Below are 16,236 nucleotides of genomic sequence, written 5' to 3'. Positions count from 1 at the left end.
GCGGCGTAAATCTAGGAGACCACTGCGATCAGGTCGCCCTGCTTGATGACGTCGCCCACGGTGACGGCAATGGTGCTGACCACGCCGGCCGACTCGGCGAGCACGGGAATTTCCATCTTCATCGATTCGAGAACGACGAGTGTGTCCCCGACCGCCACCTCGTCGCCCTCGGTGACCACGATCTGGAACACGGTCGACACCATTTCCGCGCGCACGTCCTCGGCCATTGGGCATCCTCTCGTTCACGGGCGGTTTCGCCTGTGGTTCCGGCACCCGTGACAGGGCGGCCGACCACTCGTGAAAGACTGTAGTGAACCAGTAGAGAGGAGCTCATCATGGGTAAGCGTGGGCGCAAGAAGCGCAGTCGCAAGAACAACAAGGCAAACCACGGCAAACGTCCGAACAGCTGACGATCTGCCTCATCACACGACGAAGGCCGGGAAGCGCGATGCTTCCCGGCCTTCGTCGTACCTCGGCCGGATCTACCCCGGCGTCGTCACTCCTGCTCGGTGTGCTTGATCAGCACGGTTCGCCTTATCTCGATACTCAGGCGCTCCCGCAGGCCGGCAGGCGCCTGGTCACCACCGCACTTGCGGCTGATCAGACTCTTGACCTTCTCTTCGATGCCGTACGCGGCGAAGCATGATCCGCACTCGTCGATGTGACGTTGAAGCCGAGCCCGGCTGCCTTCGTCGCACTCGTTGTCGAGCATCAGCCACACGTCGGCGATGACCGCGGAGCAGTCCAACGCCTCGAACTGCCGATTCTGTTCGGCTTCGTCGTTCGCGTCCGATGTCACTTCGAGACCTCCTGCTCGTGCGCGTCGACCGCACCGTTGCGATTGAAACCACGTTCACGTGCCACGTCCGACAGCAGGCCCCGGAGCTGTTTACGCCCCCGGTGCAGCCGGGACATGACGGTGCCGATGGGCGTGCCCATGATGTCGGCGATCTCCTTGTATGGAAAACCTTCGACGTCGGCGTAGTACACCGCCATACGAAATTCCTCGGGCAGCGACTGAAGCGCGGCCTTGATGTCGTCGTCGGGCAGCGCATCGAGAGCTTCGACCTCGGCGGAACGCAGTCCCGTCGAGGTGTGCTCGGCCGTCGCGGCCAGCTGCCAATCCGTGATCTCGTCCGTCGGGTACTGCGCGGGTTGGCGCTGCTTCTTTCGGTACGAGTTGATGTACGTGTTGGTCAGGATGCGGTACAGCCACGCCTTGAGGTTCGTTCCCTCACGAAACGAGCGGAATGCGGAGTACGCCTTGATGTACGTCTCCTGGACCAGGTCCTCGGCGTCGGCCGGGTTCCGCGTCATCCGCAGTGCCGCGCCGTAGAGCTGATCCAGCATCGGCAGTGCGTCGCGCTCGAACCGCTCGGTCAGGTCCGCCGCCGACTCCACCGGTGCCTCGGCCTCCGCCTGAGCTGGGCGCTCGACTTCCTCCACGCTGATCCCTTCGGTAGCCATATCCGACCAGGTTACAGCGGGAGAAGGCAGCGCCTTCACGTAGATCGCACTCGAACTCGGAGCGGACCGGAGCGGGCGCTCGGTCGTCGTCACTGCCACAGCAGATCCCTTCCTCTTGCCTTGCGTACCTCTGGGCTCTTCAACACCGGCTTCGCCCCGGTCATTCCAGGCGCCGGTCTCGCTACAGTGATCCGATGCCCTCAGCGCACCGGTCCGCCGCCTCCACACCTGCCGTCGCCCTGTTGATCGCGCAGAAGGTCGAGCACTCGGTGCACACCTACGACCACGATCCGAGGTCGGAATCGTTCGGCACGGAAGCGGCGGACGTCCTCACCGAACGACTCGGTGTCGTCGCCGATCAGATCTTCAAGACGTTGGTCATCAAGCGTTCCGACAACACACTCGCGGTGGCGGTTCTGCCCGTCACGGCGACACTTTCCCTCAAAGCCGCAGCCTCGGCCCTCGGTACGAGAAAGATCGTGCTGGCAGACCGAGCGGAGGCCGAGAAATCGACCGGGTACGTCTTCGGCGGGATCTCCCCGCTCGGCCAGAAACGAGCGCTCGCGACCGTGGTCGACGAATCTGCCCTCGCCTGGGACCGAATTCTCTGCAGCGGAGGCAGACGAGGGTTCGAGATCGAGCTCGACCCGAAGGACCTCGTCCGACTCGCGCGGGCCGTGACGGCGCCCGTCGCCGCCAGCTGAGCGCCGATGCGCAAAGATGGTGTGGTGACCAACTGGACCGCACCGCTCTCCACAGCCCCCGTCGACGCGACCGTCACGCTGCCCGGTTCCAAGTCCATCACCAATCGCGCGTTGATCATCTCCGCACTGGCAGGCGGACAGTCGACGGTCACCGCAGCCCTGCGCAGCCGCGACACCGACCTGATGATCGCCGCGTTGCAGCAACTCGGAGTCGGTATCACGATCGACCCTGCCGATCCGACGTCTCTGACGGTCACTCCCGGCTCCCTGCGCGGCGGATCGATCGATTGCGGGCTCGCCGGAACGGTGATGCGGTTCGTTCCGCCTCTTGCAGCCCTGGCGGACGGTGTGGTGCGTTTCGACGGTGACGAGCAGGCACGGACCCGGCCGCTGGACACCATTCTGGGCGCGCTACGCCACCTGGGAGCCGACGTGGCCGGGGATTCACTGCCGTTCACCGTCACCGGGTCCGGCACTCTGCGGGGCGGGGCCGTCGACATCGACGCCTCGGGGTCCTCGCAGTTCGTGTCCGGGCTGATGCTCAGCGCAGCCGCGTTCGACGACGGCATCACCGTTCACCACACCGGAAAGCCCGTACCGTCGATGCCGCACATCGACATGACGGTCGAGATGCTCCGGCGCGCAGGTGTGCAGGTGAGTACCCCGGCCGACAGCGGCGACGCGGACACCTGGCGCGTGCATCCCGGCCCGGTCGGCGCCGTGTCGTGGGTGGTCGAACCCGACCTGTCGAACGCGACGCCGTTCCTGGCCGCAGCGGCGGTGACCGGAGGTGTCGTACGGGTCCCGAACTGGCCGTCGTCGACGACGCAACCGGGAGATGCCATCCGAGGAATTCTCGAATCCATGGGCGCCACGGTGACCCTCGAGAACGGAACCCTCGAGGTGCGAGGCGGTGCAACATTGACCGGAATCGACATCGACCTGCACGACGTCGGCGAGCTCACACCCACGGTGGCGGCTCTCGCCGCACTTGCGGACGGTCCATCGCATCTACGCGGAATCGCTCACCTGCGTGGACACGAAACCGACCGTCTCGCAGCACTTGTCGCAGAGATCCGACGACTGGGCGGGAACGCGACCGAGACCGACGACGGTCTGGACATCGCACCCGCGGCCCTGCACGGTGGGGTGTGGCGAGCGTACGCCGACCACCGGATGGCAACGGCAGGAGCAATTCTCGGCCTGGTGATCCCCGGAGTGGAAGTCGACGACATCGGAACCACCGCGAAAACCCTCCCAGGTTTCGAGAATCTGTGGGCATCGATGCTGGAAGACTCGCCGCACGAGGGGACACGGGTACGGCCCACCGACGAAGGTGTTTCGTCCTGAGTCGCCGCTACGACGAGTCGGACGTCCGCATCCGCCCGGGCAAGAGCTCACGCCCCCGGACGAAGACGCGGCCCGACCATGCCGATGCCCAGTCGGGAATGGTCGTGTCCGTGGACCGCGGCCGTTGGGGATGCGTTCTCGGAGGGGACCCGTCCCGGCCGGTCGTCACCATGCGCGCACGCGAACTGGGTCGCACACCCATCGTCGTCGGCGACGATGTCGACATCGTGGGAGACCTGTCCGGCAAGGTGGACACCTTGGCTCGCATCGTTCGGGTGTCCGAGCGCCGCACCGTGCTTCGCCGTACTGCCGACGACACCGATCCGTACGAACGTGTCGTGGTCGCCAACGCCGAACAACTGTTGATCGTCGCCGCACTGGCCGACCCTCCGCCGCGCACCGGATTCGTCGAGCGTGCGCTCGTCGCCGCATACGTCGGCGGTCTGAAACCTGTTCTGTGCCTGACCAAGAGCGATCTGGCCGACCCACACGAGTTCGCCTCGGCGTTCGCCGACCTCGACGTTCCGGTGGTGCTGGCCGGGCAGAGCGAAGATCTGACCGACCTCACCGCACGGCTGACCGACAGCGTCACGGCACTCATCGGCCACTCCGGCGTCGGGAAATCGACGTTGGTGAACAGGCTGGTGCCCGACGCCAAGCGCGCAACCGGCACGGTGTCCGGTGTCGGCAAGGGCCGTCACACGTCGACGCAGTCGATTGCACTTCCGTTGCCCGGCGGCGGGTGGGTGGTGGACACACCTGGCATTCGGTCGTTCGGGCTCGCGCACATTTCGCCGGAGAACGTGGTGGCCGCGTTCTCCGACCTGGCGGACGCCATCGAAAACTGCCCGCGTGGGTGTACTCACCTGGGCCCTCCGGCGGACCCGGAGTGCGCGCTCGATACATTGACCGGCGATGCTGCGAGACGCGTCGCTGCCGTCCGTCTACTGCTGGAAGCCGTACGTACCAACGAAAACTGGTGACCCCGCGAGTGCAGTTCCACTCACGAGGTCACCAGTCCGTGCTCGTACAGTCCTAAGCGGACAACTTCGCGACGAGGCCGCGAAGGCCTTTCTTCTTCTTCGATTCCGCGATGGCCGTACGCAATCCGCGGCGTTTGCCGGTGACTGGATCGACGGTCAGCAATCCGCGGGACTCGTCGGCGAACTTGCGCTCCGACGCCGTCTCCGGCGCGTCGTCCGCAGTTGCCTTGAGGTACTTGTTGGGCAACGAGAGCTTGGCGATGGTCCGCCAGGACAGCAAGTACTGCTTGCCGATCGAGCCGGTGGTGTACGGCAGGTCGTACTTCTCGGCGAGTTCCAGAACTCGGAACTTGATCTCGCGCAGGCGATTGCTGGGCAGATCCGGGAACAGGTGATGCTCGATCTGGTAGCAGAGGTTGCCGCTCATGAATTCCATGACGGGGCCTGCCTCGAAGTTCGCGCTGCCGAGCATCTGCCGCAGGTACCACTGCCCCTGCGTCTCGCCCTCCATGTCCGACTTCGTGAACTTCTCCGCACCGTCCGGGAAGTGCCCGCAGAAGATGACCGTGTTGGTCCAGACGTTGCGGATCATGTTGGCGACGATGTTGGCCGTCAGCGTGCTCTTCCACGCCGGACCGGTCAGGGCCGGGTAGACCACGTAGTCCTTGGCGATCTGCTTGCCGATCTTCTCGAGGACCTCTCGACGCTTACGCTCGAACTCCTCGCGCTCGACGCGGCCCTTGGCGACCTTGCCGAGTTCGAGATGCTGTGCAGCGACGCCGTATTCGAAGAAGAGCTGCAGAAGCAGGTTGTAGACAGGGTTGCCGAGATTGAAGGGCTTCCACCGCTGGTCGCGCGTGACACGGAGAAGTCCGTAGCCGACGTCGTCGTCCATTCCGAGCACGTTGGTGTACTTGTGATGGATGTAGTTGTGCGTCTGCTTCCAGTGCGCCGACGGCCCGGTGTTGTCCCACTCCCACGACGTGGAGTGGATCTCCGGATCGTTCATCCAGTCCCACTGCCCGTGCATCACGTTGTGCCCGAGTTCCATGTTCTCGATGATCTTGGCGGCGCCGAGCATGCCGGCCCCGAGGAACCAGGCCGGTCGCTTGCGGCTTGCGAACAGGACGGCACGACCGCCGATCTCCAGCGTCCGCTGCAGCCGAATGGTGTTGCGGATGTACCGTGCGTCGCGTTCTCCGCGTGACGCCTCGATGTCACGGCGGATTGCATCCAGCTCGACGCCGAGCGCCTCGACGTCCGCATCGGTCAAATGCGCGTATTCCTTGATGTCCGATATCGCCACGGGTTACGGCCCTCCTGGCAGTCGTCGGTGATGCACGTGGTGCACGATCACTACTACCGTACCGTAACTTACGGCAGCGTAGGTTACGACCCCGTAGGTGTGAGGGACTTCACGCGTGACTTCTGTGCCTGGCGCAGAGCCTTGGCCTGGCGCTTGGCTTCCTTCTTCGCGTTCCGCAGTGTGACCCGCGCTTCTGCAATGGCCGAGCGGAGACCGCGACGCTTGCCGGTCAGCGGATCGATTCGAAGCGCATGCACCGTGGGCTCCTCACCCGTCCTGAACCGGCGCTCGGAACTGGTCTCGGGTGCATTGTCCGACGTGGCACGCAACCACCGATCAGGGAGCGACAGCTTGTGAATGGTGCGCAGCGCCAGCAGGTACTGCTTACCGAGAGATCCGGTGGTGTACGGAAGGTCGTACTTCTCGCACAACGCGTGCACCTTCTCGGATATCTCCTCGTACCGGTTGCTGGGCAGGTCCGGGAACATGTGATGTTCGATCTGGTAGCAGAGGTTGCCGCTCATGAACGCCATGACCTTGCCTGCGTCGAAGTTGGCGCTGCCGAGCATCTGACGCAGGTACCACTCCGCGCGCGTCTCCGTCTCGAACTGACCGATCGTGAACTTCTCTGCACCGTCGGGAAAATGGCCGCAGAAGATGACCGCGTAGGCCCACAGGTTGCGGACGAGATTTGCGGTCGCGTTGGCGGTCAGAGTGCTTTTCCACGCAGGGCCGGTCAACGCCGGGAACAGAACGAAATCCTTGCCGACCTGACGGGCGATCTTACGAGCGAACGCCCTGTTGGACGGAGACTTCCAGAATTGCTTCTCGTGCTCGCCGTCCAGTTCCTTCTGCGCGTCCAAGTCGTGCAGAGCGATACCCCATTCGAACGTCGCCGCCAGGAGGACATTGGCAACCGGCTGCAAGAGGTTGATCGGTTTCCACGCTTCGTCGCGGGTCATACGGAGGATGCCGAAGCCGATGTCGTCATCCATGCCGACGATGTTGGTGTAGGTGTGATGGGAGTAGTTGTGCGCGCGCTTCCACTGCTCCGACGGACCCGTCTGGTCCCATTCCCACGACACCGAATGGATCTCCGGGTCGTTCATCCAATCCCACTGCCCGTGCATCACATTGTGCCCGAGCTCCATGTTCTCGATGATCTTCGCGACGCTCAGCATCGCGGTACCCACAAGCCACGCTGGACGATATTTGCTGCCCAACAGCACGATTCGACTGCCGAACTCCAGACAGCGCTGCAGCTTGATGGTCCGACGGATGTACGCGGCATCCTTCTCGCCGCGCGAATCCTCGATGTCGCGGCGAACAGCGTCCAGTTCTCTGCCGAAGGCTTCCATGTCCTCTTCGGTCAGGTGTGCGAACTCTTTGATGTCCGTGATGGCCATCGTGGTCCTCCGAAAGTCGTGGGCGCGGGCCCGAAATGCGTTTTCGCCTCTGTGCGCCAATGCAAGGGTAGCCGAACTTACTGAGAAGTCCGTGTGGGTTGGAGCACGCTCACACCGCGTCGCGGCCGGTCAGAGCTCGAGTGTGCAGTCGCCTGCAGCCGCGGAAATACAGGTCTGGATACGGTCACCTTCGCCGTGTTCCTTGCCCGAGCGTAGGTCGATGACGTGCCCGGCCGTCAACGGCACGACGCACGTCTGACAAATACCCATCCTGCACCCGAAGGGCATCTGAACACCCAGACCCTCCCCTGCCTCCAGCAAACTCGTGGCACCGTCGACCTCGACGGACCGGTCCGACTTGGAGAAGGTCACCTTGCCCCCCTTGCCGGACGTGTCGGCCCGGGCGATCTCGAAGCGTTCGAGGTGCAGTCTGTCCTCGATTCCCTCCGACTTCCACACTCGCTCGATCTCCTCGAGCAAGCCGGACGGGCCACACGCCCACGTCTGACGCTCGCGCCAGTCCGGGTAGAGCTCGTCGAGCGACGCCAACGCGAACTTGCCGTCCGATCTGGTCAGCTGCACGTGCGAGGTGAACTGCGGATGACCGGTCGCCAGCGATGCGAGCTCATCGGAGAACATCACCTCGTCCTCGGTGGGTGCCGAATGAATGTGCACCGTGTCCGGCATGTCTCCGTGTCTGTCCAGGGCGCGAAGCATGGAGATGATCGGTGTGATGCCACTGCCGGCCGTGATGAACAGAATTTTCTCCGGCGGCGGCGTCGGGAGCGCGAAATTGCCCTTCGGAGCGGCCAGCCGAACGATGGTGCCCTGGGGCACGCCGCCGACGAGGTGGCTGGAGAGGAAGCCCTCCGGCATCGCCTTCACCGTGATCGAGATCAGTTTCTCGTCCCAGTTCGGTGCGGACGTGAGCGAATACGAGCGCCAGTGCCAGCGCCCGCCGAGGTGCAAACCGATCCCGATGTACTGCCCGGGCTGGTAGTCGAAGTTGAATCCCCATCCGGGCTGGATGACCAGAGTGACTGCCGTTGCGGTCTCCTGCTCCACCCGAACGATGCGGCCGCGCAGCTCACGCGCCGACCACAACGGGTTGGCGAGGTGCAGGTAGTCGTCGGGAAGCAACGGTGTGGTGATGCGCGTGATCGCACCACGCAACATGTTCAGCTTCGGACGCTTGGGAGCAGATACACCCGCGGCGGGAGCTTCCAGCCACTTCTTGAGATCCATCGGAAAGTACATACCCCTCGTTCGAGACAGAGACAACGCTGACGTGCTGGACCAGCTGGCGCGAATAGGCCCGCATCAAGGTTACGCTACCGTAGGTTACTGGGGCGTTCGACTTCTACAGGAACTCCAACAGGAACGGCAGCTCCTGCGTCGCGTACCACGCAAGGGCGTGATCCTCGGCATCACCGAGAACGAACTCGGCGTCCGGATCGCCCATATCCGCCGCGTCCACGACACCGACCGCCTTCTCGACAACGGACTCGGCGCCTTCGAGGTCGACGTGGACCGACGCGACCTCGCTCATCCGAAGCGGCTCCTTCAACCGAACGACGGCGTCGTCCAGGTCCGGCCGAAGCGTCGGGTCCTCCACGTCCGCGGCGATCACCGCGCGCCGGAACACGACCGAGCCGTCGACGACACCGTCGCCCTCGTCTTCCAGCGCAGCACCGACCAGACGCAGCGACGCCCTGGCCGCTTCGTTCATCGCGACCTCGGCCAGCTCCTCGTCGTCTCCCGACGAGTAGGCCTCACGGAGGGTGGGGGTCACCGCGAACGCGGTACGACTGACCGGATGGAACTCACCGTCGGCCACCAGCGTCCGCAACATGGCGACCGTCGCCGGAACATAGACCCTCACGCGTACCTCACACTCTCGATTCGTTGCTGGCGTCGACGAGCTCTTCGAGCGCCTCGCGCAACAGGACGGTGATGACGTCGACGTCGGGCATCGCGCCACGATCGGCGTTCAGGCCGAAGCACACGAATCCGTCGTACGACGTCAAACCGATACTGAGAGCCTGGTTCTCGAACAGCGGCGACACGGGGAACATCTCCAACATACGGGCACCTCCGACGTACAGAGGGAACTGCGGGCCCGGGGCATTGGTGACGATCAGATTGAACAGTCGCCTCGACAGCCTGCTGCCCGCCCGTGCACCCATCGCGTGCAGACTGGCGGGCGCGAATCCCGAGATCCGCATCAGCGTGTCCGCGGTGACCCCGGGAGACTGCTTGGCGTGCGCTTCGGTGGCGTGCGCGATGTGCGACAACCGCACCACGGCATTCAGTTCACCGACCGGCAGATCGATCAGGAACGACGACACCTCGCTGCGGGGCGGCACCTCCGGGTCGTGGTCTCCGGTCAGCCGGTCGGCGTGCTCGTAGCCCGACGGATCCTCGGTGACGTAGACCGACATCGGAACCATCGCGCGCACGGTCGACGATGCCGTGACGGGCTCACCCCGTGACAGCAGCCAGTTGCGAAGAGCCCCGGTGACAACGGCCAACACGACGTCGTTGATGGAGCAGTCGAAGCGTGTGTGAATCTTGCGGTAGTCGGTCAGTTCGGTCTTCGCGACCGCGAAACGCCGGTTCCTCGAAATGGGGGCATTCAGGGGGCTCGTCGGCGCGCTCTGTGCGGCGGTGCGCACGACGGACAGCACCTTCCCCGCTGCGCCGAGCGCACCACCGGCAATTCCGGCCACCCCGGCCGCCGCACCACGCAAGATCTCGACCCCCTCGCTCGGTGAGGCGATCAGTTCCGTGATGGCATCGATCACCAGCGCGGATTCCTTGGGCTCGCGCGCAGGCATCCACAGTTCCTCAGCCATCGCAGGCGGGCTCTTGGTCGCATCAAGAATGACCTGGCCGATTTCGAGCGCCTTCTCACCGTCGACGAGCGCCGAGTGCGACTTCGTGAAGATCGCGAACCGGTTCTTGCTCAGACCCTCGACCAGGTACATCTCCCACAGAGGCCGAGTGCGGTCCAGTGGCCGCGAAGTCAGCCGCGCCACCAGATCGTGAAGTTGCTCGTCCGATCCCGGCTTCGGTAGGGCCGACCGGCGAATGTGATAGGTGATGTCGAACTCGCCGTCGTCCACCCAGACCGGCCGTGCCAGGCCGAATGCGACTTCCCGGACCTTCTGTCGATACCGCGGCACCAGAGCGAGGCGCTGCTCCACCAGCGACAGGAGGTCCTCGTAGCGGAAACCGTTGCGAGGCGTGCGAAACACCGCGAGGGAACCGAGATGCATCGGTGTACTGCTGGCCTCGAGGAAGTAGAACGACGCATCCTGAGTTGTCAGTCTGTTCGCCATCGCGGGTACCGGTTCCCCAATCCTTAGCCACACCGTGCCGATCACCACTGGTCGAGCGAGGTGATTCGTCGTACTCGAACCTAGACGAACCCACAGGTTACAGCCATTCGGCCGCGGTTCGATGGAACCGACCGCGGCTCGGTTCCGTCTGAATTACCAAGAAGAGGAATCCGCCGGAGGGACTCAGGATGAACGCAATGTCGGATGCGCGCCGGTTCGCGTACATCGCCCGTGCCGCCACGTTCGAACCACCGACGGACAGCGCACGTGCGAACGACGGGCGAGTGACGGACAGCCGGTCCGCGCCTGCTGCGTGCAGCAGGCCGATCCGGCGCCGACGCCCGTTCCCGCGCAGCGTCGGACACCACGACCACCCGGGAGTCACCGATCTTGCCAACTCGAACGGATCGCGCATCGGCCCACTGACGGCGGTAAGCGAGAACTCGGTGTCCGACGACGCTCGCCGCGGTGCCGAGCAGGCAGTTCGGTTACTGCTGGAGGTCCTGGATCGACGACGGCCGCCGGAGAAGATGGGACTGCTGTTCGCCCCGAACGTCGTGGAATCGGTGCGGACGATCGCACGAACCGAACCACCGGGGCGACGGTTGGGGGCGGCGAGCCTGCGTCGCATTCACGTCACGCACGCCGCACGCAACGCGACGGAAGTGTTCGGAACCTACACCCGCGGGACGCGGGTGTTCGCGGTCGCGGCCCGCCTCGAGTACCGGCGCAGCCTCAAGTACACCGGGTGGACAGTCACGTCGCTGCGCGTCGTCTGATGCCGTGCGCATCGGTTCGCCGCGCGCGACGTGACCGAGCCCCTAACGCTTTTTCTTGGACCGTGCCGGCTTGGACGTCTTCGACTGTGCCCGAGCGGCTTCGCGGCGTTCCCGACGAGTACCTTGCGCCGCGGCGTCTCCGTCCGACGAGTTGGATGCCGTCGCGACACCGGACCGTCGAACAGCGGTGCCACCGTCCTCGTCCGGACCGGAGAACGTCAGACGCTCCTCGGTGCGTTCGTCCAGACCCTTCGCACGCAAAGCCGACGGAACGGGAGCGGCAGGCGCCTTTTCGGTCGCTCTTGGACGTGCCGGTGCCGGCTGACCCGCTGAAGCCGGGGCCGACCCCGTCGGAGCCGAGGCCGTCGGAGCCGTGCCGGTGTTCGCTGGCCGCGTTCCGACCGGTGAGGCGAGTCCGGGTGCAACCGCAAGGCCTGCACCGGCTGCGGGACCGGCAGGAGCCGGTGTGGCCTCTACCTGAAGGTTGAACAGGAATCCGACGGACTCCTCCTTCAGTCCCTCGAGCATGCCCTGGAACATGTCGTAGCCTTCTCGCTGGTACTCGACCAGCGGGTCACGCTGCGCCATCGCCCGCAGGCCGATGCCTTCCTTCAAGTAGTCCATCTCGTACAGGTGTTCGCGCCACTTGCGGTCGAGGACGGACAGCAGCACACGGCGTTCGAGCTCACGCATACCGTTCTCGCCCGCCACCTCTTCGACGCTTTTCTCCCTGGTGGCGTACGCGGCGCGCGCATCGGTCAGCAACGCTTCGAGAAGTTCTTCGCGGCTCAGGTCGCTCTTCTCACCGAACTCGTTCTCGTGCGAGAGCTCCTTGTGGTCGAGACCGACCGGGTACAGCGTCTTCAGCGCAGTCCACAGCTGCTCGAGATCCCAGTCCTCGACGTAGCCCTCGGCGGTCGCGCCGTTGACGTAGGCAGTGATCACGTCGGTGATCATGCTTTCGACCTGGCCCTCCATGTCAGCGCCCTCGAGGATGCGACGTCGCTCCTCGTAGATGACCGTGCGCTGCTGGTTCATCACCTCGTCGTACTTCAAGACGTTCTTGCGGATCTCGAAGTTCTGCTGCTCAACCTGGGTCTGGGCACTCTTGATCGCCTTCGACACCATCTTGGCTTCGATGGGAACGTCGTCCGGAAGGTTGAGCCTGGTCATGATCGACTCGAGCGCACCCCCGTTGAATCGACGCATCAACTCGTCACCGAGCGACAGATAGAAGCGCGATTCACCCGGGTCACCCTGACGACCGGATCGACCACGGAGCTGGTTGTCGATGCGGCGGGAGTCGTGACGCTCCGTGCCGAGGACATACAGGCCGCCTGCGGCGCGGACGGTGTCTGCGTCGGCCTTGACCTGGGCCTTCACCGTTTCGAGGGCGGAATCCCACGCGGCCTGGTACTCCTCGGGAGTCTCGACGGGGTCGAGGCCCTGTTTGCGGAGCTGCAGGTCGGTGATGATGTCCGGGTTACCACCGAGCACGACGTCGGTACCGCGGCCTGCCATGTTGGTGGCGACCGTGACGGCGCCGTGGCGACCGGCCTCGGCGACGATCGTCGCTTCCTGCTCGTGGAACTTGGCGTTCAGCACGCTGTGGACGACGCCGCGCTTGGTGAACTGCTTGGACAGATATTCCGAACGCTCAACGCTCGTCGTACCGATCAACACAGGCTGGCCCTTGCCGTGTCGCTCGACGACGTCGTCGACGACGGCGTCGAACTTGGCTTCCTCTGTCTTGTAGATGAGGTCGCCGTTGTCCACGCGAACCATGGGGCGGTTGGTCGGGATCGGGATAACACCGAGTCCGTAGGTCTGGTGAAGCTCCGCGGCCTCGGTCTGCGCGGTACCGGTCATGCCGGACAACTTGTCGTAGAGCCGGAAGTAGTTCTGCAGCGTGATCGTGGCGAGAGTCTGGTTCTCGGCCTTGATCTCCACCTTCTCCTTGGCCTCGATGGCCTGGTGCATGCCTTCGTTGTACCGACGACCGACCAGGATGCGACCGGTGAACTCGTCGACGATGATGACCTCACCGTCGCGGACGATGTAGTCCTTGTCCTTGGTGTAGAGCTCCTTGGCCTTGATCGAGTTGTTGAGGTAGTTCACCAACGGTGAGTTGGCGGCCTCGTACAGGTTGTCGATGCCGAGCTGATCCTCGACCAGCTCCACGCCTGCCTCGTGCACACCGACCGTGCGCTTCTTGATGTCCACCTCGTAGTGGACGTCGTTCTTCAGCAACGGTGCGATACGGGCGAACTCGCCGTACCACTTGGACGACGCGTCGGCCGGGCCCGAGATGATCAGTGGCGTGCGGGCCTCGTCGATCAGGATCGAGTCGACCTCGTCGACCACGGCGAAGTTGTGCCCCCGCTGGACCAGATCGTCGAGCGAGTGCGTCATGTTGTCGCGCAGGTAGTCGAAGCCGAACTCGTTGTTGGTTCCATACGTGATGTCGGCGGCATACGCGGTACGACGCTCGGCCGGGGTCATTCCGGACAGGATCACGTCGGTCTCGAGGCCGAGGAAACGGTGAACTCGTCCCATCCACTCGGAGTCGCGCTTGGCGAGGTAGTCGTTGACGGTGACGACGTGTACTCCGTCACCGGACAGCGCGTTGAGGTAGGCCGGCAGGACGCAGGTCAGGGTCTTGCCTTCACCGGTCTTCATCTCCGCGACGTTGCCGAAGTGCAGGGCCGCTCCGCCCATCACCTGAACGTCGAAATGCCGCTGGCTCAACACGCGCCACGATGCTTCGCGCGCAACGGCGAAGGCCTCGGGAAGGAGCTCGTCGAGCGTTTCGCCCTTGGCGTAGCGCTCCTTGAATTCGACGGTCTTTGCCCTGAGCTCGTCGTCGGACAAGCCCTCGACGTCCGGTGACAGGGTGGACACGTGGTCGGCGATGTTCTTGAGTCGCTTGACCATGCGACCCTCACCGACACGGAGCAGCTTGGAAAACGACAGCGAAGGCACGGGCTTTCTCGTCCTCGATCCTCGGTTACTTGTATTCGGTCGACAGGTTGGCGGTGCAGGCCTCTCCGACGTCGCGACTAGCTCTGGCGATGCGACCTGCCGATGAGGCCTGACGCAACCATGGTAGGCGTTGGACCGTCAGGGCCCACAGACCCACGTACCAAAGCAGGCCCCACCTGGTGTTTTCCAGGTCGGGCCTGCTTCGTCTCGAGATATTCCTACGAAATTCTCAGCTCACGTGAGCCTGATCAATCCGTAGTCGAACGCGTGACGGCGGTACACCACCGACGGTCTGTCGGTCGCGGAATCGTGGAACAGAAAGAAGTCGTGGCCGACGAGTTCCATCTCGTACAGAGCGTCGTCCACACTCATCGGGGCTGCGGAGTGGACCTTGGTGCGCACGATCTGACCGGGGCCCGACGGCTCGTCCTCGAACGTGTCGAGTTTGATGTCCGGGTCGATCGCCAGATCGTCGTCCTCGGCGAGTTCGGCGGTGGCCTCGGCCACCGAGACGGGACGCTTTTCTCCGTAGTGGACCTTGCGGCGGTCCTTCGTGCGACGCAACCTGCTTTCCAGTTTCGAGGTCACCGACTCCAGGGCGGCATAGAAACTGTCGGCACATGCCTCGGCACGAACCACGGGCCCCTTGCCCTTCGCGGTGATTTCCACGCGCTGACATGCCTTGGCCTGTCGGCGGTTTCGCTCGTGTTGGAGTTCGACGTCGAACAGGTAGATGGAGGGATCGAATCGTTCGAGCCTGGCGAGTTTTTCGGATACGTAGATCCGGAAGTGGTCTGGGATCTCGACGTTGCGGCCTTTGACCACAACGTCGGCATGGGTCTTGGTGGACTCGTCCGAAGGCTTCTCGTCGAAGAAAACCGAAGCTTGTGAAGGGGTCGTCACGCGTACCTCCCGATATCGGCCACGCCGCCGGTGCGACGCGGCAAGTGCTCATGCCGAGTGGGGAACCAACCGGCATCAGATTCAGCCGCATCACCTCCACGTAACGAGAAGTCGCATCGCCTCACACAGCAGAACCGCCGGTTCTTGCTCTGCAAGTACGTGACTGCGACGTTAGTCGGTCATCCGCCGGCGTGCCACCGTTCACGCGGAATTCACCGACATTCTCAGTACTTGTTCAGTCCCGTCGCGGTCCCGTCGCGGTGAGGAGCGGTCCACAGAAGTCTCACACCGCCGCCACTACCAGGACCCCGTCGACCGGGACCCCCAATTCCTTTAGCACTCTTACCGATTCGGCCGCAGTTGCACCCGTGGTCATGACGTCGTCGATCAACAACACCGAGGTGGCCGAGTATGCGCCGCAGCCGAGTTCGACCGCAGGCGCACCACGACGCACTCGAATCCTGCCGGAGATGTTGGCCGCCCGCTGCGCGGCACCGAGACCGACGGAATCCCGCACGCCGCGTGCCATCGCGAGTGCAGGCACCATCGACACCGGTTCCGGCGCAAGCGCAGCAGCGGCATCTGCCGCGAACCGGAGCACCGGATCACCGCCACGACTGCGCGCGGCTCGCGCCCGCGTCGGGGCCGGTATCAGAACGAGGCGCGCAAGTTCCGGTGGATCCAGATGCCCGAACAGCCTCAGGTGGCGTACCGCTGCTGCGACGGCTCGGCCTATCGGCGCCGCCAGGTCGTGTCGATTGCGCTCCTTGAGGGCGAGCACCGCCGCACGGCGAGCCCCGGCGTACGTGCCGAGCGCCCAACACGGCACGGACCGGTCCACGCGTGGACTCAGCGCGATCGGTGGGCTCGCCAACTCCTCCTCGCACCGCGCGCACCATTGGGTGCCAGAGCCGCCGCAGCCACCGCATTCACGTGGAAGGGCCAGGTCCAGCATCGCCGCCAATACACCGCTCATACGCGGGAGTATGGCCGACCGGTCCGACACGAACGATGC

The 16,236-nt window shown here is 64.3% G+C and carries 16 protein-coding genes; 5 read left to right on the top strand and 11 right to left on the bottom strand.

Features of this window, described 5'->3' with window-relative positions:
* Positions 1-11: 11 nt before the first annotated feature.
* Positions 12-227 carry a biotin/lipoyl-binding carrier protein gene (locus ACFULT_RS23970; RefSeq protein ID WP_019666101.1) on the bottom strand — a complete coding sequence of 72 codons (216 nt, stop codon included), beginning with the start codon at positions 225-227 and terminating at the stop codon, positions 12-14.
* A gap of 108 nt (positions 228-335) precedes the next feature.
* Here ACFULT_RS23970 and ACFULT_RS23965 point away from each other — a divergent pair, with 108 nt between their 5' ends.
* Positions 336-410: a 50S ribosomal protein bL37 gene (locus ACFULT_RS23965; RefSeq protein WP_099052202.1), complete on the top strand. Its 75-nt coding sequence runs from the start codon at positions 336-338 to the stop codon at positions 408-410.
* A gap of 86 nt (positions 411-496) precedes the next feature.
* Here ACFULT_RS23965 and rsrA read toward each other — a convergent pair whose 3' ends face one another.
* Positions 497-799, bottom strand: a complete 303-nt coding sequence (gene rsrA / locus ACFULT_RS23960; RefSeq protein WP_020112110.1) for a mycothiol system anti-sigma-R factor — start codon at positions 797-799, stop codon at positions 497-499.
* The gene (locus tag ACFULT_RS23955; protein WP_019666103.1) at positions 796-1,467 is read right to left on the bottom strand and encodes a sigma-70 family RNA polymerase sigma factor; all 672 of its coding nucleotides are present in this window, start codon (positions 1,465-1,467) and stop codon (positions 796-798) included. The genes rsrA and ACFULT_RS23955 overlap by 4 nt, the downstream gene beginning before the upstream one ends.
* Before the next feature lie 194 nt (positions 1,468-1,661).
* Here ACFULT_RS23955 and ybaK point away from each other — a divergent pair, with 194 nt between their 5' ends.
* Genes ybaK through rsgA form a run of 3 tightly spaced genes read left to right on the top strand, consistent with a single transcriptional unit; the run spans position 1,662 to position 4,504 of the window.
* Complete coding sequence (ybaK, locus tag ACFULT_RS23950) at positions 1,662-2,171, top strand: Cys-tRNA(Pro) deacylase (RefSeq protein WP_094719050.1); 510 nt, start codon at positions 1,662-1,664, stop codon at positions 2,169-2,171.
* Positions 2,172-2,177: 6 nt separating this feature from the next.
* Complete coding sequence (aroA, locus tag ACFULT_RS23945; protein ID WP_378482733.1) at positions 2,178-3,521, top strand: 3-phosphoshikimate 1-carboxyvinyltransferase; 1,344 nt, start codon at positions 2,178-2,180, stop codon at positions 3,519-3,521.
* Positions 3,518-4,504, top strand: coding sequence for a ribosome small subunit-dependent GTPase A (gene rsgA, locus ACFULT_RS23940; protein ID WP_170945125.1), 987 nt, complete (start codon positions 3,518-3,520; stop codon positions 4,502-4,504). The genes aroA and rsgA overlap by 4 nt, the downstream gene beginning before the upstream one ends.
* A gap of 52 nt (positions 4,505-4,556) precedes the next feature.
* Here the strand turns inward: rsgA and ACFULT_RS23935 are convergent, their stop codons facing one another.
* The 5 genes from ACFULT_RS23935 to ACFULT_RS23915 form a co-directional block, all read right to left on the bottom strand.
* Positions 4,557-5,810 (bottom strand): fatty acid desaturase, encoded by a 1,254-nt coding sequence (locus ACFULT_RS23935; RefSeq protein WP_094719052.1) that lies wholly within the window; start codon positions 5,808-5,810, stop codon positions 4,557-4,559.
* A gap of 83 nt (positions 5,811-5,893) precedes the next feature.
* The gene (locus tag ACFULT_RS23930; RefSeq protein WP_037111127.1) at positions 5,894-7,216 is read right to left on the bottom strand and encodes a fatty acid desaturase; all 1,323 of its coding nucleotides are present in this window, start codon (positions 7,214-7,216) and stop codon (positions 5,894-5,896) included.
* A 129-nt stretch (positions 7,217-7,345) separates the two neighbouring features.
* Positions 7,346-8,461, bottom strand: a complete 1,116-nt coding sequence (locus ACFULT_RS23925) for a ferredoxin reductase (protein WP_037111519.1) — start codon at positions 8,459-8,461, stop codon at positions 7,346-7,348.
* 115 nt (positions 8,462-8,576) lie between these two features.
* Positions 8,577-9,098 carry a DUF6912 family protein gene (locus tag ACFULT_RS23920; RefSeq protein WP_037111128.1) on the bottom strand — a complete coding sequence of 174 codons (522 nt, stop codon included), beginning with the start codon at positions 9,096-9,098 and terminating at the stop codon, positions 8,577-8,579.
* Between the two features lie 7 nt (positions 9,099-9,105).
* Positions 9,106-10,557 (bottom strand): wax ester/triacylglycerol synthase family O-acyltransferase, encoded by a 1,452-nt coding sequence (locus tag ACFULT_RS23915; protein ID WP_037111520.1) that lies wholly within the window; start codon positions 10,555-10,557, stop codon positions 9,106-9,108.
* Positions 10,558-10,745: 188 nt separating this feature from the next.
* Here ACFULT_RS23915 and ACFULT_RS23910 point away from each other — a divergent pair, with 188 nt between their 5' ends.
* Positions 10,746-11,336, top strand: a complete 591-nt coding sequence (locus ACFULT_RS23910) for an Rv3235 family protein (RefSeq protein WP_378482732.1) — start codon at positions 10,746-10,748, stop codon at positions 11,334-11,336.
* 42 nt (positions 11,337-11,378) lie between these two features.
* Here ACFULT_RS23910 and secA read toward each other — a convergent pair whose 3' ends face one another.
* From secA to ACFULT_RS23895, 3 genes are all read right to left on the bottom strand, one after another.
* Positions 11,379-14,318, bottom strand: a complete 2,940-nt coding sequence (gene secA, locus ACFULT_RS23905) for a preprotein translocase subunit SecA (protein ID WP_378482731.1) — start codon at positions 14,316-14,318, stop codon at positions 11,379-11,381.
* A gap of 234 nt (positions 14,319-14,552) precedes the next feature.
* Positions 14,553-15,221: a ribosome hibernation-promoting factor, HPF/YfiA family gene (gene hpf / locus ACFULT_RS23900; protein WP_019666115.1), complete on the bottom strand. Its 669-nt coding sequence runs from the start codon at positions 15,219-15,221 to the stop codon at positions 14,553-14,555.
* Positions 15,222-15,504: 283 nt separating this feature from the next.
* Positions 15,505-16,197, bottom strand: a complete 693-nt coding sequence (locus ACFULT_RS23895; RefSeq protein WP_378482730.1) for a ComF family protein — start codon at positions 16,195-16,197, stop codon at positions 15,505-15,507.
* Positions 16,198-16,236: the final 39 nt, after the last annotated feature.

It is taken from the genome of Rhodococcus sp. NPDC057297 (assembly GCF_042667435.1).
Taxonomy (GTDB): domain Bacteria; phylum Actinomycetota; class Actinomycetes; order Mycobacteriales; family Mycobacteriaceae; genus Rhodococcoides.
The sequence above is the reverse complement of the archived record's forward strand: the minus strand, read 5'-3'. Positions and strand labels throughout refer to the sequence as shown.

What these genes read in the sequence shown, in the direction of transcription:
- ACFULT_RS23970 (WP_019666101.1), bottom strand. Translation starts at nt 227, where the DNA reads ATGGCCGAGGACGTGCGCGCGGAAATGGTGTCGACCGTGTTCCAGATC.
- ACFULT_RS23955 (WP_019666103.1), bottom strand. Translation starts at nt 1,467, where the DNA reads ATGGCTACCGAAGGGATCAGCGTGGAGGAAGTCGAGCGCCCAGCTCAG.
- ybaK (WP_094719050.1), top strand. Translation starts at nt 1,662, where the DNA reads ATGCCCTCAGCGCACCGGTCCGCCGCCTCCACACCTGCCGTCGCCCTG.
- aroA (WP_378482733.1), top strand. Translation starts at nt 2,178, where the DNA reads ATGCGCAAAGATGGTGTGGTGACCAACTGGACCGCACCGCTCTCCACA.
- ACFULT_RS23930 (WP_037111127.1), bottom strand. Translation starts at nt 7,216, where the DNA reads ATGGCCATCACGGACATCAAAGAGTTCGCACACCTGACCGAAGAGGAC.
- ACFULT_RS23925 (WP_037111519.1), bottom strand. Translation starts at nt 8,461, where the DNA reads ATGGATCTCAAGAAGTGGCTGGAAGCTCCCGCCGCGGGTGTATCTGCT.
- ACFULT_RS23915 (WP_037111520.1), bottom strand. Translation starts at nt 10,557, where the DNA reads ATGGCGAACAGACTGACAACTCAGGATGCGTCGTTCTACTTCCTCGAG.
- ACFULT_RS23910 (WP_378482732.1), top strand. Translation starts at nt 10,746, where the DNA reads ATGAACGCAATGTCGGATGCGCGCCGGTTCGCGTACATCGCCCGTGCC.
- ACFULT_RS23895 (WP_378482730.1), bottom strand. Translation starts at nt 16,197, where the DNA reads ATGAGCGGTGTATTGGCGGCGATGCTGGACCTGGCCCTTCCACGTGAA.